Annotated in this window: 22 protein-coding genes; 5 read left to right on the top strand and 17 right to left on the bottom strand. The window is 39.7% G+C overall.

The window, feature by feature from the left end:
* Positions 1–13: 13 nt before the first annotated feature.
* Positions 14–982, bottom strand: coding sequence for a 6-bladed beta-propeller (locus CDH51_RS18400; protein WP_232724861.1), 969 nt, complete (start codon positions 980–982; stop codon positions 14–16).
* On the opposite strand from CDH51_RS18400, the gene CDH51_RS20325 reads away from it, so the two are divergent.
* Positions 939–1,178, top strand: coding sequence for a hypothetical protein (locus tag CDH51_RS20325; RefSeq protein ID WP_232724862.1), 240 nt, complete (start codon positions 939–941; stop codon positions 1,176–1,178). The genes CDH51_RS18400 and CDH51_RS20325 overlap by 44 nt on opposite strands.
* A 4-nt stretch (positions 1,179–1,182) precedes the next feature.
* On the opposite strand, the gene CDH51_RS18395 is transcribed toward CDH51_RS20325, so the two are convergent.
* The 13 genes from CDH51_RS18395 to CDH51_RS18345 form a co-directional block, all read right to left on the bottom strand.
* Entirely contained in the window at positions 1,183–1,344 is a 162-nt protein-coding gene (locus CDH51_RS18395) for a hypothetical protein (protein WP_198514350.1), read from the bottom strand.
* A gap of 730 nt (positions 1,345–2,074) precedes the next feature.
* Complete coding sequence (locus tag CDH51_RS20460; RefSeq protein WP_100630011.1) at positions 2,075–2,284, bottom strand: ABC transporter transmembrane domain-containing protein; 210 nt, start codon at positions 2,282–2,284, stop codon at positions 2,075–2,077.
* A 336-nt stretch (positions 2,285–2,620) separates the two neighbouring features.
* Entirely contained in the window at positions 2,621–3,073 is a 453-nt protein-coding gene (locus CDH51_RS18385) for a DUF1573 domain-containing protein (protein ID WP_100630010.1), read from the bottom strand.
* Positions 3,070–4,257 (bottom strand): 6-bladed beta-propeller, encoded by a 1,188-nt coding sequence (locus CDH51_RS18380; protein WP_100630009.1) that lies wholly within the window; start codon positions 4,255–4,257, stop codon positions 3,070–3,072. The genes CDH51_RS18385 and CDH51_RS18380 overlap by 4 nt, the downstream gene beginning before the upstream one ends.
* Positions 4,258–4,295: 38 nt before the next feature.
* Positions 4,296–4,526, bottom strand: coding sequence for a hypothetical protein (locus CDH51_RS18375; RefSeq protein WP_100630008.1), 231 nt, complete (start codon positions 4,524–4,526; stop codon positions 4,296–4,298).
* A 124-nt stretch (positions 4,527–4,650) separates the two neighbouring features.
* Complete coding sequence (locus CDH51_RS20130) at positions 4,651–4,803, bottom strand: hypothetical protein (RefSeq protein WP_157807168.1); 153 nt, start codon at positions 4,801–4,803, stop codon at positions 4,651–4,653.
* A gap of 564 nt (positions 4,804–5,367) precedes the next feature.
* A complete protein-coding gene (locus CDH51_RS20365) occupies positions 5,368–5,487 on the bottom strand; it encodes an agmatine deiminase family protein (protein WP_262494524.1) in 120 nt (39 codons plus the stop codon).
* Positions 5,488–5,681: 194 nt separating this feature from the next.
* Positions 5,682–6,149 (bottom strand): hypothetical protein, encoded by a 468-nt coding sequence (locus tag CDH51_RS18370; protein ID WP_100630007.1) that lies wholly within the window; start codon positions 6,147–6,149, stop codon positions 5,682–5,684.
* Positions 6,137–7,273 (bottom strand): DUF4221 family protein, encoded by a 1,137-nt coding sequence (locus tag CDH51_RS18365; protein WP_133391312.1) that lies wholly within the window; start codon positions 7,271–7,273, stop codon positions 6,137–6,139. Before CDH51_RS18365 ends, CDH51_RS18370 begins: the two co-directional genes overlap by 13 nt.
* 54 nt (positions 7,274–7,327) lie before the next feature.
* Positions 7,328–7,510: a hypothetical protein gene (locus CDH51_RS18360; protein WP_133391311.1), complete on the bottom strand. Its 183-nt coding sequence runs from the start codon at positions 7,508–7,510 to the stop codon at positions 7,328–7,330.
* Between the two features lie 588 nt (positions 7,511–8,098).
* Positions 8,099–9,172: an agmatine deiminase family protein gene (locus CDH51_RS18355; protein ID WP_100630004.1), complete on the bottom strand. Its 1,074-nt coding sequence runs from the start codon at positions 9,170–9,172 to the stop codon at positions 8,099–8,101.
* 2 nt (positions 9,173–9,174) lie between these two features.
* Positions 9,175–10,050 carry a carbon-nitrogen hydrolase gene (locus tag CDH51_RS18350; protein WP_100630003.1) on the bottom strand — a complete coding sequence of 292 codons (876 nt, stop codon included), beginning with the start codon at positions 10,048–10,050 and terminating at the stop codon, positions 9,175–9,177.
* Between the two features lie 163 nt (positions 10,051–10,213).
* The gene (locus CDH51_RS18345; protein WP_100630002.1) at positions 10,214–10,819 is read right to left on the bottom strand and encodes a hypothetical protein; all 606 of its coding nucleotides are present in this window, start codon (positions 10,817–10,819) and stop codon (positions 10,214–10,216) included.
* A 125-nt stretch (positions 10,820–10,944) separates the two neighbouring features.
* Here CDH51_RS18345 and CDH51_RS18340 point away from each other — a divergent pair, with 125 nt between their 5' ends.
* Complete coding sequence (locus tag CDH51_RS18340) at positions 10,945–11,793, top strand: hypothetical protein (protein WP_157807167.1); 849 nt, start codon at positions 10,945–10,947, stop codon at positions 11,791–11,793.
* Positions 11,794–11,873: 80 nt separating this feature from the next.
* Here the strand turns inward: CDH51_RS18340 and CDH51_RS18335 are convergent, their stop codons facing one another.
* The gene (locus CDH51_RS18335; protein WP_100630000.1) at positions 11,874–13,226 is read right to left on the bottom strand and encodes an amidohydrolase family protein; all 1,353 of its coding nucleotides are present in this window, start codon (positions 13,224–13,226) and stop codon (positions 11,874–11,876) included.
* 145 nt (positions 13,227–13,371) lie between these two features.
* On the opposite strand from CDH51_RS18335, the gene CDH51_RS18330 reads away from it, so the two are divergent.
* Positions 13,372–14,400 carry an alpha/beta hydrolase gene (locus CDH51_RS18330; protein ID WP_100629999.1) on the top strand — a complete coding sequence of 343 codons (1,029 nt, stop codon included), beginning with the start codon at positions 13,372–13,374 and terminating at the stop codon, positions 14,398–14,400.
* Positions 14,401–14,512: 112 nt separating this feature from the next.
* Positions 14,513–15,706 (top strand): esterase, encoded by a 1,194-nt coding sequence (locus CDH51_RS18325; protein ID WP_100629998.1) that lies wholly within the window; start codon positions 14,513–14,515, stop codon positions 15,704–15,706.
* Between the two features lie 151 nt (positions 15,707–15,857).
* On the opposite strand, the gene CDH51_RS20120 is transcribed toward CDH51_RS18325, so the two are convergent.
* Together CDH51_RS20120 and CDH51_RS18320 are read right to left on the bottom strand one after the other, a co-directional pair.
* Positions 15,858–16,007 carry a hypothetical protein gene (locus tag CDH51_RS20120; RefSeq protein WP_157807166.1) on the bottom strand — a complete coding sequence of 50 codons (150 nt, stop codon included), beginning with the start codon at positions 16,005–16,007 and terminating at the stop codon, positions 15,858–15,860.
* Positions 16,008–16,084: 77 nt separating this feature from the next.
* Entirely contained in the window at positions 16,085–16,510 is a 426-nt protein-coding gene (locus CDH51_RS18320) for a hypothetical protein (RefSeq protein ID WP_100629997.1), read from the bottom strand.
* Between the two features lie 237 nt (positions 16,511–16,747).
* Here CDH51_RS18320 and CDH51_RS18315 point away from each other — a divergent pair, with 237 nt between their 5' ends.
* Entirely contained in the window at positions 16,748–19,828 is a 3,081-nt protein-coding gene (locus CDH51_RS18315; RefSeq protein ID WP_100629996.1) for a VPS10 domain-containing protein, read from the top strand.
* Positions 19,829–19,862 lie beyond the last annotated feature (34 nt).

Raw genomic sequence — 19,862 nt, 5'->3', positions numbered from 1 at the left:
GAACTGTCAAGAATTATTTAAACTTTGCCAAAAGCAATATGGGGTTATCTCCCTCCTCTATCTGATCTAATACTGATTTCATTTTTTCAGGATAATTCTCATCAGCTTTTTTATTCATAAACACGGATGCAGGATCTACTACTGCGATAAAGTATCCACCTGAAGCATGAGTAAAAGCGAAGTTTGGAGTCAGGGTAATATCATTCTCAAAACTCAAAAAATCAAAGACTTTGGAGTCATTTGTCTCCTTATTTCGCAATGCAAAGTAGGGAGACATGGAACTAAAATAAAATACCAGTTGATGGGAATCATTTTCTAAGTAAAGCTGATTCACCGAATAGTTACTAGTCAGATTTTCCAGCTCATCGTCATTAATGGCTTTATCTCCCCAATTTTGGTTCAGAGAAAAAGCCTTATCCCCATGGTCTATAAACAAATGAGGCACCGGAACACCGTTCTTTTCGATTTTAAAGATCGTATCGTTCAAAAACCTTCTGTAAAGCAAATCGCCATTTGAAGTCTTAATGAGTGGATATAAAATGATTTGGTCAACAAATCGACTTCGGTAAGGAAAAAATGATTGCATTTGGCCAAACTGCTCATCCGTAGTCACTAGGTTTGATGAGGTTCCCCCGTCGATCATCGCAAACCCATGATCTTGATTAGGTTCTATCCTAAACCCCGAAATACCAGTACGCTCACTATCGACAAAATCACCTCCCAAATTGTATTTCAGTAATTTGTCTGGATTATCGTAGATGAAGATGAAATCGTCTTGCAAGAAAAAATCGACCGGATTTCTATACTCCCCCGGTCCTTCTCCAGTTTTGCCGATTGTTTGCAAAAAATCCCCAGAAGTATCAAACACTTTGATACGAGCCTCTGAAAAACCATCCAACAAGTAAATTTTATCTTCGTGTAGTACAACCTTATCGATTTTGGAAACTAAAGATTCTGAAGAAGTCTCTAACGGAATTAACAAATATTCTGGAAGAATGATTTCTGATAACTTTTCACTTGAAGAAATACCTGAGGAAATATCCCAGCTTGTCAAGTTCAGCTGGGACTGTTCTACGTTTTGGCAGCTTTTAAGAAAAGCAAAAAGAAACACGGGGGCTAAGAGGTATTTTTTTTTCATGGGTCAAAAGAAGAACAAGGCGTTTGCCCTACTCTATTAAAAATTTAACAGTTTCTAGTTACATCACCACAAGAACAAAGACTACCATCGCCATTGGTAAGACAGGCTTCATAGGTTCCTTGGAAAAGTCCGCAGGAAGCTCTCTTCCATTTGCAATCTCCACCGGGACCTTCGAGTCCACCTTGCGCAAATACGGCACTAGACATAGAAGTAAAACTAATCAATGCGATAAATGCAAGTCCAATTTTAAGTTTCGCTAATTTTTCCATAGTTGTTAATGGTTAAAGTGTAAGAAATAATTAAATGAATGGTTGATTTTAAAAAATCAGTTCCAAAGTTCCAAACGACTAATCATCAGATCATTGCAAATCTTGGAAAAGTACAAGCTGAAAAACAAAATTTATCGAAATATTCTTTTGAATTCTTAGTTTATCCCCCCCCCCTAAATCCTCAGTTTATTTTGAAGTGATTTGAAATGACAAAATATTTCATCGAATTTCAACTATTTTTAACTTTTTTTTAATTCTTAGAAAAATCAAACGATTAATTTAGCCGAAATATCTATTTATAGAAATCCAGAGAAATCAGCCGATTCAAAAAATTCAGCTTTCTAAATCACGTTCTAAAAATAGCCATAGAACTAATCTTCTAAATTTAAAATTGGCTCACAGATAGTGATTTGTGTCAAAACCAAACCAAATGCCTACAATTTACCCCTTATCTTATTTCAACCCACCCACTGCTTACTACTTACCATTTACAACCTAAGACTCAATTGGAATACTTCTCTCCGTTTGATTCGACCCCTTGTTTCATAAACAAATTACAACTTTGTTTGGATAGAGAGGCGTAGTTACAAACATACGCCTAGTACTTATCATGTCATGATTTTGCGACACCCAGAAGGGGTTCGGTCGTCAAAACCGATACCGCCCGCTAAATCCGCCGCGAATCATTCATCCCGGAGGTGATGTCCCCGACCTTTCTGGAATCAAAAAACACCTTGGGTAATCCCAGCAACTGCTGAAAAAATCCGCTGATCAGACGAAGATTCAGCTCTTTGCTCTGACGCACCAAAATGGAAGCACGCAGGTAGCTGAGTACCGATCTACCAATCAAAAGGACAGAAAGCAAAACCAGACCCAAACTCAGCCATTCCTAACTATCATCAGCAAGAATCCCTTACCAGTAGCCTTTAAATCTTTAATTTCGTTAAGATTAGGCCAAACGCTTAGATTAATTACCTAAAGAAGGCTTGTAACACTCCATGCAAGTATGATCATAGCATTCCGAATTACCTTCAATACAATTATTACATCTCCAAGATTCATCCGGGCTTTCACAGGTGCTTCCAAGATAACGTTTATTGTTTTCTCCGTTCGCATTGACGCTTTTTGGAGCAAGGATTGAAACCATACCCAAAATCATAAAAACAGTAATTAAGCAAGCCAAAACATTTAATTTTTTCATAACTTTATCTTTTTAATCATTAACTATTTCATCAAAATCCAACTTTTCCGAATAAAATCCTTCGAAACTCATAATCTTAGGCGATCCAGAAAAATTACCATGTACCAAAACGTCAGAATAAAAATACCCTCCCGTTTTCTTATTATAGCTGACAGTAATCTTAACTGAATCGTCCGGAGCAATCTTCTCGTTAAGAAAAGTGCTGGAACTACAAGAACAAGACACTTCAACTTTGTCAAGAATTAAGTTCTCTACTCCAGTATTTTTAATATAGAATGAACCTTGGGCTAATTTTAAATTTGAAACTTTGCCAATGTCAATATAACTATTATTAACAGTAATTTCCGTCAATTTAGAGGTTTTAAGCATATCATCTAATAAAAAAATATTAAATCTTAAAATCAAACTTATTATAAAGAATATTAATGAAATGGCGAACAAAGCATAAACAAAAAAATTTTTCATATCCTTTCCTTTAATTTAAATTTCATGATTATTGATTCTTCCAAATCTGTACTCTTTAGGATTTGCAAAAGATCTTTATCATAAACCCGTTCTGAAGTAATTATATCCACTATATAATCGAAATATATTCCAACACTTTGAGTGTTAGAAGCAACAAAGAATTGACCATTTTCTTTGGAATAATATGGAATATTATAAGGACCTTTTAAAAACATTTGTAAATAAATATCATCAAATTTATCTTTTGCTGCATGTTTCAGATTCTTATGTCCAAATTTTTGACCACTGGCTAGACGAATACCTAAAGTATAGCCATTTGAAGTACCTTCTCGGAAGCCATAATAGCAAATAAATTCTCCATTCAGACCAAATTCAAATTTGGTAAGAATGTTGTTATTGTGTTTAGCCAATGAATTCTCTTGGAAAGTAGTCCAATTAAAAATATCCTCTTCTGGAAACTTCTGTGGGAAGTTTATTTCGTATTTTAGAGAATCAAATTTTCCACCTTCATTAATTTTGTAGATATATGACGAGAGTGGATAGGTATAAAATTCTCCATTAATAAACCCCGAATAATCTAGACCTTCAAAATCACCGGCCCTATCAAAAATCATTCTTTTTTCAAGAATTGATCCTTCATTGTCAATTACATTTATGTTAAACTCATCATCCCCTTCCACCAATAATGAATAAAGTGCATAGTGACCAGTATTCAATACACTCATTTGCAAACCCCATTCATCAACCTTGATTTTTTCTTCAAAGACTAAATCAGAATTAAATTTGAATATTGCGAAATCAGCTCTTGAAAATAAATAAACCTTATCGCCTTTAACATCAAAATCAGTGACTTCTTTAAATTCTGATGGACCCTCTCCTTTAGAACCAACTAAGCTAATAAATTCACCCTTTTCGTCGAAAACGAAAACAATATTTTTTTTCTGATCTAGAATTAAAATGTTTTTATTCAATTCTCGAATTTTCCCTGCAACAGTCAACCTTAATGAATCAGGAGTTTTTAAAAGCAAGAATTCAGTTTCGGAAAATAAGTATCTTGGAGACAATAATGAATCAGTTTCTTCAACTTTTTCAAAATCAATCAGTTCAGCCTTTCCCTGACCTTTTTCATCAGCCAGATTAGTACATGAGAATATGAAAAGGCTTAGAATAACCAAATACCTCATTATAAATAAGTTCTATTTATCAAAAAATACAATAATTATTAAAGACCAATTCCGCCTCCATAGCAAGAAGTACAGGTGTGGTCAAAACAATTTTTTTCACCTGCAATACAATCGTTACAATCGACCGTTCCATTAAGATCATCACACTGTACTTCAATCCATTGACCTTTCCCTCCCAAAGCTTCTGCTTCTTTTGGAAAGAGACTTATCCAAATGGAAATGATTACTAAGCCAAAACTAAACAGAATTAATAAAACATCCTTCTTCATAATTATTTATAGTTTTTATTTTTTTATTTAAAACCTAAAGAGAAATTACTATCTTTCAAGCGTGTTGCATTAATGGATTGAATATGGCAAAGGCTGTCTAAAAATAAACAGTCCTTATATTATTCTAAGGATTTTGATCTACACAATTTCTTGCGTAAACAGACCATCCATAAGCCAAATCACCTTGGTAGTTACCACCTGTAAGCATGGTCCATAGATCCTCACAATACCCTGTTCTCACCAGATTTTCCATCTGGTCATTTGTTAATTTTTCCATAATTGTTTATGGTTAAATATTAATAATGTTTGAATCATTGGGTGATTTTAAGTATTCTAGTTCATACTTCCAAATCCCTTAGGATCAACATCTTGTGATTCTTAGAAAAATACAAGCTGAAAAACGAAATTTTTCGAAATATTCTTTTGAATCATTAGTTTAACCCCCCCCCCTAAATCCTCAGGTTATTTTGAAGTGATTTGAAATGACAAAATATTTCATCGAATTTCAACTATTTTTAACTTTTTTTTAATTCTTAGAAAAATCAAACGATAAATTTAGCGAAAATCTCCTTTTTTAGAAATCCAGAGAAATCAGCCTCTTAAAAAAATTAGCTTTCTGATTCTCGCTCTGAAATACCCGAAAAATTAACCTACTGTACTTAAAATTCGCTCCCAGCTCGTGATTTGTGTTAACTGCAAACCAATGCCTACTACTTACCTCTTATCTCACTTAAAACCGCCCACTATTTACTACTTACCATTTACAAACTACCACTCAATTGGAATACTATACTCATTCTGCTTCGACTACCCTCCTGCTTAGGCACTAATGAACTTTCTACTACACCGACGGTTCCTGTTGACTCAAGCAATGAAAAGAACCCAATCCCCAGATAATGTCGGTGCTGTCAAGCACATGGAATTGCCTACCTTGGAAGTATTCTAAAAATATTTTTACCACTTTTCATTCATATATTATTTATTTTCAACGACTTAAGTGGATCCCGGTAAGCTTAATTAATTCCTAGATCATTTTGGCCTAGATTTGAGGCAACCTACTATTCTGGTTGAAATAGCGTCAAGGATCATTTTTCATATAACTGTTGAGTTTGGTGCAAAAAATCGGTCCTCTTATACAACACCTCGGTGAAACAATTAATCTGAGACTTCAAAAAGCATCTCCAACTGTTCAATTATCAAGGTTCTGGGACCGGGTGTTATTGATCCGCTTCTTTCCCAAGTTTCCCCGTTTTTCTTCCAAAGCGTGATGGAAAACAGCGGAAAACTTCCATCTAGGATATTCTCCCTCACGTATTTCCTATCTGGATCAAAATGGATTAGGGTAAAATCATTCAAGTATTCGTCCCGGTATTCAGCAGAAAGAAATTTATCTTCTACAGAAAGGACAACCAATACATCATCAGCCAGTAGTGTTGCCTTACTTTCAAGCCAATCACCTACGGATTGCTGACAGGAATTGCAGGAATTTTGAAGGGGGATAAACAAGATCTGATTGGCTTGAGGGAATTTCTCAGCTAGCACTTCTAAATCCTGGTCTTTACCCTTTTTATTACAGGCTAGAAGCAGAAAGAATAAAAGAGAACAAAACCCTACTCGTCCCATGACAACAAATAAAAGTCTACAGCTTCCTCTTTTTCACTCATCTTGCTGAGGTACAATCCTTTTTCCCCTACAAACATCATGGGAATCCGGTCTAATTCACCTTCTTGAAAGTCAATCTCTCCGATAAAGGTATCTTGCTTCAAATCATAAATCAATAGGTTCCGCTCAGCGGTTGGCTTGAATTCAGAATAGGTAGAGAAAGAAGACGGGTCGCTTTTGCTATAGGATATGGTTCTGTATAAATAGTCTCTATTCTTTTCAGCCAGGACATCTCTAAATATACCATGGCCTAATGCTTCAAAATATGCAAGCTCACTATTTCTTGCTACGGAATTATCCTCAAAAGAAGGGGTTTGGGACTTTTTAACAGATGAAAATTTAAATGAATTAACTTCTTTGAGTTCTTCATTATAAAAATAAACTGAGTCACTATATGGGAAATTGATGAAAACCACTTCGCCATTAGTAGTTTGATCGTTAAGTGTAATTACTATCGGCCAATATTTATTATGATATTCCTTAGGGTATCCGATTCCAACTTTATTTTCTCCGGATATTAAATCAATGGATTGGGCAATTTTCACCCGGTTATGATAGTCCAAACCCTGATAGGGGACTTCCGGGAATCCATAAAAAATCAATTTCCCGTTGATTATTCCTGAAATAGCATTATTGGTGGTAAAAGGGGTTATTTGATCCATGGCAGGAATTCCTTCTTTGGTATTGTAGGTTCTTACCTTCTTACTGCCATTCATCAGGTGAATCTCCCAACTAAAGCTGTTCACCACAAAAATAGAATCCAAGGTATGAACATAAAATCCGTTCATTGTCCCTATTCCATCCGGCCCTTCTTTTTCAAATCGAATAGGCTCTTCCCATTCCTTTTTGTCCATATTGAAAACTTTGATATTGTCTTTACTTCGCACATCCCCAAAAAACAACTTTTCTTCGCCATCGATAACTTTGGTTTGTAGGCTCCAGGTACGAAGTGGGTGATCCTCTACGACTAGGCGAAAAGCATGGGTGAGTTGATAGGAAAGTGGTTTGGTTTTTTCTTCCTCTTGGCATGAGAAGAAAACAAGGCCTAACAAAATAAGGCTTAGGGTCAAAAATCTTTTGATCATTTTTTTTGAGATAGATTCAGTAAAGAAGAGGGCTTTCACCCTCCTCTGCAAAATTTAATCACAGGCGAACTGCTCCTCAAAAGGATCTTCTGAATAACAATTGCCTCCAGGTTCATAGCACCCATAAGTACATAAGTCTGGGTCTTCATCATAAACCCTATAATGCCTAGGATCCGATTGTGCGTTTGCTTCCATTAATTGACCACTTCCGAAAAACAGAAGGGCAGATGCTAGCATAAATGTAACTTTTAACTTTTTCATAGTTGTTAATGGTTAAAGTGTTGAACTAATTAATTGAATGGTTGATTTTAAAGAGTCTTTTTCAAACTTCCAAATCACTCATTATCAGAAACTTGAATTCTTAGAATTGTACAATCTGAAAAACGGATTTTTTCAGAATATTATTTTGAGTCCATAGCTTAAGCCCCCCCCCCTAAAACCTCAGTTTATTTGAAAAAACATAATCTAACGAAATATTTCATCGAATTACCAAATTAATTAATCTTTTTTCGATTCTTGAAAAAATCTAACGATGAATTTAGCGAAAATCTTATTTAATAGGAATCCAGAGAAATCAGCCGCTTAAAAAAATTTAGCTTTCTGATTCTCGCTCTGAAATAGCCGAAAAATTAACCTTCTGTACTTAAAATTCGCTCACAGCTCGTGATTTGTGTTAACTGCAAACCAATGCCTACTACTTACCCCTTATCTCACTTAAAACCGCCCACTACTTACTACTTACCATTTACAAACTGCCACTCAATTGGAATACTTTACTCATTCTGCTTCGACTACCCTCCTGCTTAGGCACTAATGAACTTTCTACTACACCGCCGGTTCCTGCTGACTCAGACAATGAAAAGATCCAAGTCCCCAGATGATATCGGTACTGTCAATTCCGATCACACGTCTGCCGGGAAAGCAATCCGTCAGAATATCGAGGGCTTTTTGATCGTTTTTATCCCGGAAAGTCGGCACCACGACCACCTCATTGGCGATATAGAAATTGGCGTAGGAAGCCGGAAGTCGCTGATCTTCCCAAATCACGGGACTTGGCATGGGAAGCTCCACAATGTTAAGTTGCTTGCCATTTTCAAGCCTCATTTTCTTAAGGAGCTCAAGGTTTTCAGCCAGGATTTCGTGGTTTTCATCCGCTTCATTTTCCTCCACCACGGTCACCACCGTATCTTCATTCACAAATCGTGTGATGTCATCGATATGCCCGTCGGTGTCGTCTCCGATGATTCCATCACCAACCCACAAAATATGCTTTACCCCGTAGTAATCACAGAGGTATTTTTCAATTTGAGCTTGATTGAGGTGAGGATTCCGGTTTTCATTGAGCAGACAGGCTGTGGAAGTGAGTAGCGTTCCTTTTCCGTTGAATTCTACCGAACCGCCTTCCATGACGATTCCGGGTTTGAAAAAGGGAATACCCAAATGCTCTGCTATCCGGATGGGAATCTGATTATCCAAATCATACGGAGGATACTTGTCTCCCCAGGCATTGTAGTTCCACTTGACGATAGCTTTTTTCGGTTCTGCTTGGGGATTGATCACAAAGGCAGGTCCATGGTCCCGGCACCAGGCATCATTGGTTGGGAAAAAGTGGAAAGCGATTTTGCTCAAATCCACCTCAGCCTTTTCCAAATGTGCCAAAGCAAAGGACTTCATGGCTTCATCAGCCACATTGATATTGACTTTTTGGCCTTTGGCTACTTCCTTGATAAACTGGGAGTAAGGCGCAAAAATCTTCTCAATTTTACCCGGCCAGCTAGCTTCCTTATGGGGCCAAGAGAGCCACATGGATTCTTGAGGTGCAAATTCCGCTGGAAAATAATAGCCCAATTCGGCTGGAGTTGCTGCTCCAGATCGAGCCAATTCAAATACATCAGCCATCTTTATTCCTCGTCTAGGTAACGCTTGGTAATCGGTTCGTAACTATCGATGCGGCGATCTCTGAGGAAAGGCCAATGCGTACGGTATCGATCCGAACCAGTCAGGTCCAGCTCCTCTACATGCACTTCTTCCTCGAGATGAGGAGCCTTGTACACCACCCGACCAAAAGAGTTGGCTACAAAAGATCCTCCCCAAAACTGCATCTCACCTTCTACGCCTGTACGATTGACTGATACTACCGGAACTCCATTAGCGACGGCATGGGAGCGCTGAATCGTTTGCCAAGCGCCATATTGCTCATCATTGGTAAGTTGGTCCTGATCTTTATGCCAACCGATGGCCGTAGGATACACCAAAAAGTCTGCGCCTTTCAAGGCTGTAATTCGAGCAGCCTCCGGATACCACTGATCCCAACAGATCAAGACGCCGATCTTTCCGAATTTGGTTGGAAAAACCTTGTAGCCCAAGTCACCCGGAGTGAAGTAAAACTTCTCAAAATAGCCCGGATCGTCCGGGATATGCATTTTTCGATATTTGCCAAGGTAAGTTCCGTCAGCATCTAGAACCGCTGTAGTGTTATGATAAAGCCCTTCCGCCCGCTTTTCAAAAAGGGAAGCGACAATCACCACTCCTAATTCTTTGGCCAAAGCACCGAGGGAATCTGTAGAAGGTCCAGGAATGGCTTCCGCTAATTTGAAGTTTTCATAATCCTCCACATCGCAGAAGTAGAGGGATCTAAAAAGCTCTTGCAAGACCACTACCTGAGCGCCTTTTTTGGCTGCTTCACGGATACCTGCAATGGTTTTCTTCATATTATCGGCCACATCCCCAGAGCAACTGAGTTGAACGAGGCCTACTTTGACGTTTTTATTTGACACGGCTTCTGGTATTGAATGAGTTGGTAAAGTTACAGTTGAATAAGATATTCAAAAAATTGACGATGGAAAATAAGATCTTCACATTTTCTTTCAAAATTTCAACTTTTCTTAAGTAGGTTGAAAGGTCTATTTAAAATCTACAAGTATTTAAAAAAACAAAAGGTCAAAACTTCTGTATGTAAATTCTAAATTTTGCACTAAATGGATAAAGTATTGGAGTTGTATCACCTGCTTTGTAAAAACTTCCCGAAAGAGTGCCTTCCACAATACTAATTTCCTCATCAAATTTTGTGATTTCCATAGAGATCATTTGATCTGAGGGGTCTGGTGAAATATTGGGACCAGTATAGCTTAAAGCATAGGTATCACCTCCAACTAAAAGTCCATTTGTAAATTCATTTGCAAAATTTCCTACACTAAGAGGGTTTGATCTAAAAATGATCAAATCAATACAATCCCTGTTCTCCTCAGTACCACAGTCGCGGTTCATCAAAATTGAAATAGAATAATCAAAGAAATTGTAAAACATGGCATTTATCCCTGGGTTCCCTGAATCATTTTTTTCAAAGCCTGTGTTTGGAACCAGGTCTGCTTCAGGGATTTCAGTGCGGAAATTTTTTCCATCAATTGTCAAATCGAAATAGAGTGAATCTTCTAACTCTTCTTCAGCAGGAATTTGAGGATCTTCAGATTCAGTACAAGCAAAAAAGAAGATAGTAAATAATAGGTAGGTTAAATTCCAAATTTGAGGTTTGCGATAATTTTTCATTGTGGTGGATAAGTTAGATTTTTGGGCAAAAAAAACACATCCAATTTTTAAATCCTATAAACTTCTTTTAAATAAAAAATAAATCGAAAAATCAGTTTCAAATAGAAACGCACCATATTTAACACATGAAGAAAAAGCTCCCATTAATCCTATTCATTTCATTATATTTTTCGATGAGTGTTTTAAGCCAAATCAAAGAAACCCTTCTTAAAATTCCTGAAAGAAAAGCAAATGCAGAAACGGGTTCAGAGTTTATGCACCGAATCAGTTCTCTGCCTCTTTCTGAGCGAGAGGAGGAAATCTATAAGGCCTTATCCTCAGGCAATATGCCTGATTTTTTAAGAAAACTAGTGATTATTAGAGGTGATTTTGAAGATGCATTAGGAGAAGAGCATGAAGTGATTTACCAGGCTATGCCCGACTATTTAGCGGTAGGTTCAAATGAAGATTATTGCCGAATCCCCATGAATCCTCATACAGCTCAAAAACTTGCTGATTTATTTGGAGGATCGTTGATTACGGCAAAAATCAGCGATCATATTTACGATCATGCCACCATCAAATTGGCTCCATTTTTTTACAAACCAGTGGGTAATCAAAATGAAAGCGTAGAAAAATTTGTCGAACACAACAACCAGATCGAATTGCAAAAAAAGGAAGCAGGTGGGCAAAACGGCCAACTAATCGCCGGAATCAAAAAGGACATTATTCTATCCCATCAACTCAGTGACTTATCCAATAAAGTTATTATCTATGGCTGGCATCAATTGGATGGAAAACCCATTCAGCCAGTCTATGCGGGGCACGTGGACTGGTATGTGGATTACAGCCATGGAATACGTCTCATGGGTCAAACAGTGATGGTGGATGGAATGGAGCTGTCCGTCACTCAAATTTTGCGAGACCCCATTCTATTTAAGCTGCTAAGTAACGAGGATGATCCTATGCTTCAACCTAGATACTTCGAGAAATAAAATAAGATTTAGCTCCTTTAGAAACAGTAAATAAGAAAGATTGGGTAATTATCAAATTGGTAATTGTGTTTTAACCCATATCATTCCTGCGGCCCCAACTTCCCTTTTGCTGCATTTTTTAAATCATGGGATGAGTAAAATTTTCCGGCTTTTACGACCGTATGTACGCTGCGGGTTCGGTTGATATCTTCAATGGGATTGCCACGAATAATCATCATATCTGCCCATTTGCCGGGGCTGATGCTACCCGCTTTGTCAGCTATTCTAAGAGCCTCCGCATTTTGTTGAGTAGCTAAATAAATCACCTCTCCAGCAGGAATCCCGATCTCAACCATGGCTGCCATTTCCCGATGGATGAAAAACCCACCGATTCCCCCACCCAGATAATTATCTAAAAGTAGCGGTCGGTCAGTACCCACGGTGATTAAGCCGCCGGCATCATAAAAGCGCTTGAGTGTTTGCTGCTTCACCGGATAGATCAAAGCACAAAGTTCATTAAAAGCCGAAGCTGACTTGGATCGGATGATCTCACGAGTAAAAGGGGTGAAATATTCATTCTCAATCGCAAAATCAAAGAATATCGGAGAGTCAACAATGCCTATGGCTCCATAGGTAGCCAAGGTGGCGTCAAAATAAACCCCATTGCCAATGTACAACTGAATAATCTCATCCAACCTTGGGTCTGAGGGATCCAGCGACTTTAAACTTTGATAAGCGTCCACCGAGTCAGCCAACAATCTACCTCCAAGAAAATGCTCGACGCGATCGATTCCCATTTCAATGGCTTCTTGAGGATTGACGGAGTTTCGATAGCCCGAATTCAAATGCCCGGTAACAGTCAGTCCATGCTTGTGAGCCTGATCAATCAAGACTTGGAGTTGCTCTGCATTTACCCCCTTGGCTTTAAACCCATAAGCGCCCCGACTGGCCCACTCATCTACCCGTTGCCTGATTTGAGACTCTGAAATATCCGGGCTCCAATCTGCTGCAGCAGTACCAAAATAAGGCCCTGAGTGTAAAATTCTTGGCCCAGGCATTTGCCCAGCATCTATTTTTCTCTGCAAATCCCACATTTTTTCAGGCTCAATCTCACCTGCAGGAAAAGTGCTCGTGACCCCATTTGCCAAAAAGATCTTTGGCATGGCTACCGTATCATCATAGGCCTTTCCTTCATAGCTTACCCGATAGTGGGCATGCAGGTCGATCAAGCCCGGCAGGATATAATCATCGTCTGAAAGCTTCTTGACCTGCCAGTTGGTGATATTTTCACTGCCAGTCCCAAACAATCCATTGACTAGATAAATGGCGGAGTTCTTTTTGAAAGCTTTGGTATCGGTATCATAAATCCAGCCACCTGTGATAATTTGATATTGGGAAAAAGCGGGAAAAGTCGTCAGAATAACAAAAAACGAAAGGAGGATGATTTTTTTCATTTGGGAAATTAAAAGTGTTAAACGATTGAATTTAAGTAAATCTTTATCAAAAAAGCGAATATCAGTCTAAATCCGTATTTATAAATACCCTTTGCCAATCTCTCGATAAAACCTACTTTTAATCTACCTTAAACCCATTAAAACCATGAAAAAACTACTTTTCCTCACCGCTCTAGTGATGATGAGTTTCTCCTTTGTAAATGCTCAAAAAGGAACTAAAGAACGAATCAAAATCCACAGTCAAGCTCTAGAAGGCAATCTCATCGGCGATCCTGCCGAGCGAGATGTCACTGTTTACCTTCCACCCTCCTATGCCTCTAATCCAGACCGGCGTTTTCCCGTGCTATACATGCTTCACGGATTCACTGATACCGACTCTCAGTGGTTTGGTTGGGAAGACCACTGGATCAACCTGCAAGATGTCATTGAGCAATCCATAGAACAGGGACTTTCCAAAGAAATGATTGTGGTCATGCCCAATGCCTACAATAAATTCAAAGGAAGTATGTATGCGAGTTCGGCTACCATAGGAGATTGGGAAACTTTCGTCACCCAAGAATTGGTCAGCTATATGGACAAAAACTACCGAACCATCCCAGACAAAAATAGCCGAGGACTAGCTGGCCACTCCATGGGAGGCTATGGCACCTTGCGATTAGGTATGAAAAACCCAAATGTCTATGCGGCCATTTACGCATTGAGCCCTTGCTGCATGGATGGAGCTGCGTCAACCAATGCAGAATTAATGAAAAAACTCGAAAGTCTTACTCCGGATCAATTGGCAGAAACTTCCTTCTTCGAAATAGCAGCTTTGGCCACTTCTGCGGCTTTTGCTCCAAACCCACAAAATCCACCACTCTACCTTGACCTTCCAGCAAAAGATGGGGAGCCTCGACAGGAAGTAATCAATAAGATCATAGCGAACCGAACACTGAATTATGTGGATCAATATGTCCTAAACCTAAAAAAACTTAAGGCGATCGGTATGGATGCTGGCTTGCAAGACCGAGGAATCAGCGAGGCCACAAAAAAGTTGCACGAGCTGCTGGAATCCTATCAAGTCCCGCATTTTTATGAGAGTTATGAGGGTGATCACCTCAATCGTATCGCAGAACGAATTCAGACTAAAGCACTTCCTTTCTTTTCAGAAAACCTTGTCTTTCAAATCGAATGATGGTTCAAAAGAAATCTCATTTTTTGAAATTTGAATTTGACAATTTATGATGATAGGTTTTCAAAAGAGTTTTTTCTATTTTTCCAAAATGAAACAATAGATCTCGTAATCCATGAAAAAACTAATCCTACTCTCAAATTTCCTTTTCGCACTCATACTGAGTTCGACTGCTCAGGAAGCCTTATTCAATGCTCAGCAAATCATCTCACCTGAAGTTCATGAGGACAATTCGGTGACATTCCGGCTTTTTGCACCAAATGCCGATGCGGTAGAAATAACCGGTGACTTTTTACCTACGGTAAAGATGGAAACCCCTATGGGTGAAATGGACGGACCAGGCAAAGCATCTTTATCTAAGGATGAAAATGGCGTCTGGACCTACACCACCGAAAAATTAGGACCGGAATTGTATAATTATGCCTTTCTTATTGATGGCTTTCGAACCACTGACCCCAACAATCCCTTTTTGATCCGCGATGTAGCTAGCTCTACGAATATTTTCATTATCGGAGGTGGTCATGCGGAACTTTATAAGACAAATGACATCCCGCATGGCTCGGTCACTCGCAGATGGTATGATTCACCGGGGTTAGGGATGGATAGAAGGATCACTGTCTATACTCCTCCTGGCTATGAAAAATCAACCGAAGACTACCCTGTTCTCTATTTACTGCACGGAGCAGGTGGAGACGAGGAAGCTTGGATTTCCTTGGGTCGCACTGCTCAGATCCTAGATAATCTGATTGCCCAGGGAAAAGCCAAACCCATGATTGTAGTGATGCCAAATGGAAATGTGATCCAAGATGGTGCTCCGGGAGAAGGTATCCGAAACTTCTACAAACCTGCCTTTATGATCCCAAAAACAATGGATGGAACCTATGAAGGGGCTTTTGAGGATATCATCAAGTTTGTGGAAAATAATTATCGAGTAAAAGCAAATAAAGAGAATAGAGCCATTGCAGGGCTATCAATGGGTGGCTATCACACCTTGCATATTTCAAGGTATTATCCGAACACATTTGATTACATGGGACTCTTTTCGGCAGCAATTATGCCGCGGGAAGATGCTACAGGAAAGGTCTACAGCAATTTTGACCAAACCCTTCAACAGCAAATGGACAATGGCTACAAACTGTATTGGATTGCCATTGGAAAAACAGATTTTCTCTACGATGCCAATAAGGAATATAGAGCCAAACTTGACTCCATGAACATGCCATATGAATATGTAGAAAGCGAAGGCGGGCATATTTGGAGAAACTGGAGAGTCTACCTAAGTCAATTCGCTCCAAGACTTTTTCAATAGTCTTAAAAAGGAAAAAAAGAGGCTGTCTCATAAACGTTTTTTTGTCAGGCTGAGCGGAGTCGAAGGCCATTTCCAGTATTCTGGACAACATTTCGACTTCGCTCAATGTGACAAACTTTACTTTTGAGACAGTCTCTTGTTATTTTTCGAATTATTCAACCTCTTCTGCTCCTGGAGGAAGTTTTTGGACTATTCTAAATTGCCCCTTGGTCACCTTCACTTCCTTACCATCTTTTGTTTTAAAAGTACCTGCAAACTGACCTTCCACCGTCCCGATGAATTGGCTGAAGGTTCCATTCATAAAGTTGTAGGTCGTCTGCTTTCCCTCAAAAGTGATAACCTTGACTGTCGCAGAGGAACCCGGAATTCTTTCCTCTTCTAAGAATCCATATGCGCTGAATAAGCATAATACTTTGTTCCCTCCTTTTTTACAAAAGCCATCATAAAGAGATTGTTTCCAAAAGTACCATTACCGGGCCCCAAGTCATGTCCTGCTTCATAAGTTCCGGTTCCCAAGGGAATTGAGTTGATTGCAGCGAAATTGAAGTCACTTGGCCCCCAAAAATTGATGGAAATAGACTTGTCTGTATTGAGAGTATTGAGAATCTCAGCATAATTACTCACCTCTACCCCATCGATTTCCATTACATAGCGACTTTCATCTCCCGAAAGTGTAAAGAGAAAATTCAAGTCATTGGTCAGCTGCTGATTATCATCTGGCTCCATATCTTCTCCATCCGCACAGGAGAGCATCACAAGACCTATTGCAATAATCCAAATCCAGTTAAAAGTCCTTTTATTCATTTTGAATAGTGTTTAAATCCTTGCCAAAGTTGATTTAAAAGGAGTTACTTACCTATACGTCATTTGCCCTAAATTCAGACTTTAAATACAGTCCTTACCAGCAAGATTAAAATTTATTAGAAAAAGCTATGGCTTTGATTTGAGCTATGGACATATCTAGAAGTCACCATTCCTCAAAAAGAATTTGTACTCTGACACAGGCTGCTTAATTTCCACCTTGAGCAGAAATATATTCACATGAAAAATAAATACCTCTTACTCTTGCTTTGCCTAGGGTTTTCGATGACTAGTCAAAGCCAAGAACTTACAAGCGAATTACTAAACGGGCTCCCACTTCGAAATATTGGGCCTGCTACCATGAGCGGTCGAATTGTAGACCTGGCAGTACTCGAATCTGACCCTTACACCTTTTATGCTGCCACTGCCACCGGTGGAGTCTGGAAGACAACCAATAATGGTGTCAGCTTTGAGCCTGTTTTTGAAAATGAAGGGACTCACTCAGTAGGTGCCATAGCCCTTCACCAAAAGCATCCCAACATCGTCTGGGTTGGTACAGGGGAGCGGGCCAATCGCCAAAGCTCTTCCTGGGGAGACGGGGTTTACAAGTCACATGATGGCGGTAAGAATTGGGAAAATGTAGGATTAAAAGACTCTCATCATATCGGTCGAATCGTACTTCATCCCACGGATACCTTGGTCGCATACGTCGCTGCCATCGGTCACCTTTGGGGCCCCAATGAAGAGCGAGGACTTTACCAAACCAAAGATGGCGGCAAAACCTGGGAGCGAATCATTTATGTAAATGAAGATACCGGTGTCACCGATGTGGCCATGGACCCTTCAGACCCAAACATCCTCTATGCAGCCACCTACCAAAGAAGAAGAAAACCCTATGGTTTTCACGGAGGAGGACCTGGTAGCGGGCTTCATAAATCTACAGATGGAGGCAAAACCTGGAAAGAACTGAAAAACGGACTTCCTGAAGGAGATTACGGCCGAATAGGAATCTCTATTTATCGAAGCAATCCTGAAGTAGTGTATATTTCCTTAGAGCAAGGCTATCAATACAATGCTTCCACCGCCTACAATGAGCGTCGGGCGGGTCTATATCGAAGCAAGGACAAGGGCGAAAGTTGGGAACTCATGAGTGATTGGAATCCTCGACCAATGTACGCTTCGCAACCACTAGTGGATCCCAGCGATGAGTCTCGCATTTACATGATGAACCAATACAGCTATTCCAGTGATAGCGGTAGAACATTTATCGCTCCCCGCCAATCCTTACACGGTGATGATCGGATTCTTTGGGTCAATCCAAAAGACTCCAGACATGTCATCAAAGGTGATGATGGAGGTATTGGAATTTCTTATGATCGTGGAATCAAATGGCTATTTATCAGCAATTTACCAGTAAGCCAATATTATCGAATAGCGGTTGACAATGCCAAACCTTACAATGTGTACGGAGGCCTTCAGGACAATGGCAGCTGGGTTGGCCCAAGCGAAACTTACCGAGCTAACGGAATTATCAATGAGGACTGGAGACGACTGGGAGGCGGAGATGGTTTCTTAAACCTAGTCGATCGAAATGACCCGGATGTAGTCTATACCGAGTCCCAATATTTGGGACTTTCCCGACTCAATATGAAAACGGGACAACGTCAAGATATCCGTCCAGGAGATCCACAAGGGAAAATCGGCGCTAGAAGAAATTGGGATGCCTGGGGACCTGGGATTCCGGAACCAGAACTTGGCAATGCCATGGCACCTGCCAACTGGGATGGTCCATTTTTCCTATCCCACCATGATGCCAATACGATCTATGCGGGTACCAATGTACTTTGGAAAAGTACCGACAATGGAGCGACCTGGACTTCACTGGGAGATCTGACAACCAAAGTGAATCGTCGGGAACTCCTGATCATGGGACAAAGGCCTGATGAAAACACAGCTTCATTGGATGATGGAATCCCCTACTACCCCACCCTCACCGCTGTGGCTGAAGATTTATTCAAACCCGGCATGCTGTATGCCGGAACAGACGACGGATTGCTTCAAGTCTCTTGGGATGATGGACAGATATGGAATGATGTAACTTCCCAACTTGCGGGATTACCCAAAGAAACCTGGATCAATACCATTGAGCCATCGTCTCATCAAGCCGGAAGAGCCTATGTCGCTATCAATAACTATCGGAATGATGATTTCAATAATTACATCTACCAAACCGATGATTATGGTAAAACCTGGAAATCCATAGAAGGGAATTTACCGGAAAATCGAGTTGCCAGAACCCTAAGAGAAGATCCAAAAAACCCGAATCTACTCTATTTGGGAACAGAGCTTGGACTATTCATTAGTATCGATCAGGGAAAGAATTGGGTAGAACTCAAAAGCAATATGCCTACCCTCCCATTCAATGACTTGGTAATTCATCCCCGAGATAATGATTTGGTTTTGGGTACACACGGACGTGGAGTATGGATTCTTGACCATGTAAATGCACTTCAGGAAATGACTCCCGAGGTCTTAAAGCAGGATGCCGCACTCTTCTCCATCGCTGAGGCAGAAATCATTAATTATTCTCGAGATGGAGCGCATACAGGAGATATGTACTACCGAGGCGAAAATCCTGATTTCGGAGCAGCTATTGATTTCTATCTTCGAGAATCAGTCTCTTCTGATGCGATCAAACTGACGATTCTAGATGCGAATGGAAAAATAGTGGATGAAGTCAAAACACCAACTAAAGCAGGATTGCATCGCGTAATGTGGAATCTCCGATACCAAACCGAGACATCAGGCACAGGACGAGGTAGAATTTCAGGTCCTTATGTTTTACCTGGGCTCTACACTGCCAAACTGGAAGTCAATGGAAAATTACAGGAGCAAAAGTTTCAGGTCAGCGATGATCCAAGATTGAATATTCCGATAGATATCCGAAAAGAATGGACTGCATCACAAATGGAGGTTTTGGCCCTTTATGCTGAAGTATCCCAGGATCAAACAACCATCAATAAACTTGATGATCAACTCGAGAAATTGGAAAAGGACGGAATTTCTTATGATAAAAGTACCGCTGCACCCCTGAAGGAAATCAGCAGAAAATACGGAGAATTAAGCCGAAGAATCCGATCACTGTATTCTGAAATAGGTGACTATATCGGACCTTGGACGACTGACCAAAAACTCCAATTTGACTACTATCAATCTATGAAATCTAAACTTCAAGATGAGCGGGATGATGTCCTTGAAAATGCGGTCCCAAAAATCAATCGCGGACTCAAAAAGCAAAATAGATTGAAAGCATCCATCTAAAAATTAATCAATGAAGTAATAAAAGCACTGGCAC

Origin of the sequence: Algoriphagus formosus (assembly GCF_002807035.1) — a bacterium.
Lineage (GTDB): Bacteria > Bacteroidota > Bacteroidia > Cytophagales > Cyclobacteriaceae > Algoriphagus > Algoriphagus formosus.
Note: the sequence above shows the minus strand (reverse complement) of the source record. Positions and strands in the feature narration are given on the sequence as shown.

Coding starts and splice junctions, on each gene's coding strand:
- CDH51_RS18395 (WP_198514350.1), bottom strand. CDS start 1,344: ATGTCTAGTGCCGTATTTGCGCAAGGTGGACTCGAAGGTCCCGGTGGA.
- CDH51_RS18345 (WP_100630002.1), bottom strand. CDS start 10,819: ATGAAAAATTATCGCAAACCTCAAATTTGGAATTTAACCTACCTATTA.
- CDH51_RS18375 (WP_100630008.1), bottom strand. CDS start 4,526: ATGAAGAAGGATGTTTTATTAATTCTGTTTAGTTTTGGCTTAGTAATC.
- CDH51_RS18340 (WP_157807167.1), top strand. CDS start 10,945: ATGAAGAAAAAGCTCCCATTAATCCTATTCATTTCATTATATTTTTCG.
- CDH51_RS20130 (WP_157807168.1), bottom strand. CDS start 4,803: ATGGAAAAATTAACAAATGACCAGATGGAAAATCTGGTGAGAACAGGG.
- CDH51_RS18315 (WP_100629996.1), top strand. CDS start 16,748: ATGAAAAATAAATACCTCTTACTCTTGCTTTGCCTAGGGTTTTCGATG.
- CDH51_RS18385 (WP_100630010.1), bottom strand. CDS start 3,073: ATGAAAAATTTTTTTGTTTATGCTTTGTTCGCCATTTCATTAATATTC.
- CDH51_RS18370 (WP_100630007.1), bottom strand. CDS start 6,149: ATGGGACGAGTAGGGTTTTGTTCTCTTTTATTCTTTCTGCTTCTAGCC.
- CDH51_RS18335 (WP_100630000.1), bottom strand. CDS start 13,226: ATGAAAAAAATCATCCTCCTTTCGTTTTTTGTTATTCTGACGACTTTT.
- CDH51_RS18320 (WP_100629997.1), bottom strand. CDS start 16,510: ATGAATAAAAGGACTTTTAACTGGATTTGGATTATTGCAATAGGTCTT.
- CDH51_RS20120 (WP_157807166.1), bottom strand. CDS start 16,007: ATGAATGGAACCTTCAGCCAATTCATCGGGACGGTGGAAGGTCAGTTT.
- CDH51_RS18380 (WP_100630009.1), bottom strand. CDS start 4,257: ATGAGGTATTTGGTTATTCTAAGCCTTTTCATATTCTCATGTACTAAT.
- CDH51_RS18355 (WP_100630004.1), bottom strand. CDS start 9,172: ATGGCTGATGTATTTGAATTGGCTCGATCTGGAGCAGCAACTCCAGCC.
- CDH51_RS18330 (WP_100629999.1), top strand. CDS start 13,372: ATGAAAAAACTACTTTTCCTCACCGCTCTAGTGATGATGAGTTTCTCC.
- CDH51_RS18325 (WP_100629998.1), top strand. CDS start 14,513: ATGAAAAAACTAATCCTACTCTCAAATTTCCTTTTCGCACTCATACTG.
- CDH51_RS18360 (WP_133391311.1), bottom strand. CDS start 7,510: ATGCTAGCATCTGCCCTTCTGTTTTTCGGAAGTGGTCAATTAATGGAA.
- CDH51_RS18365 (WP_133391312.1), bottom strand. CDS start 7,273: ATGATCAAAAGATTTTTGACCCTAAGCCTTATTTTGTTAGGCCTTGTT.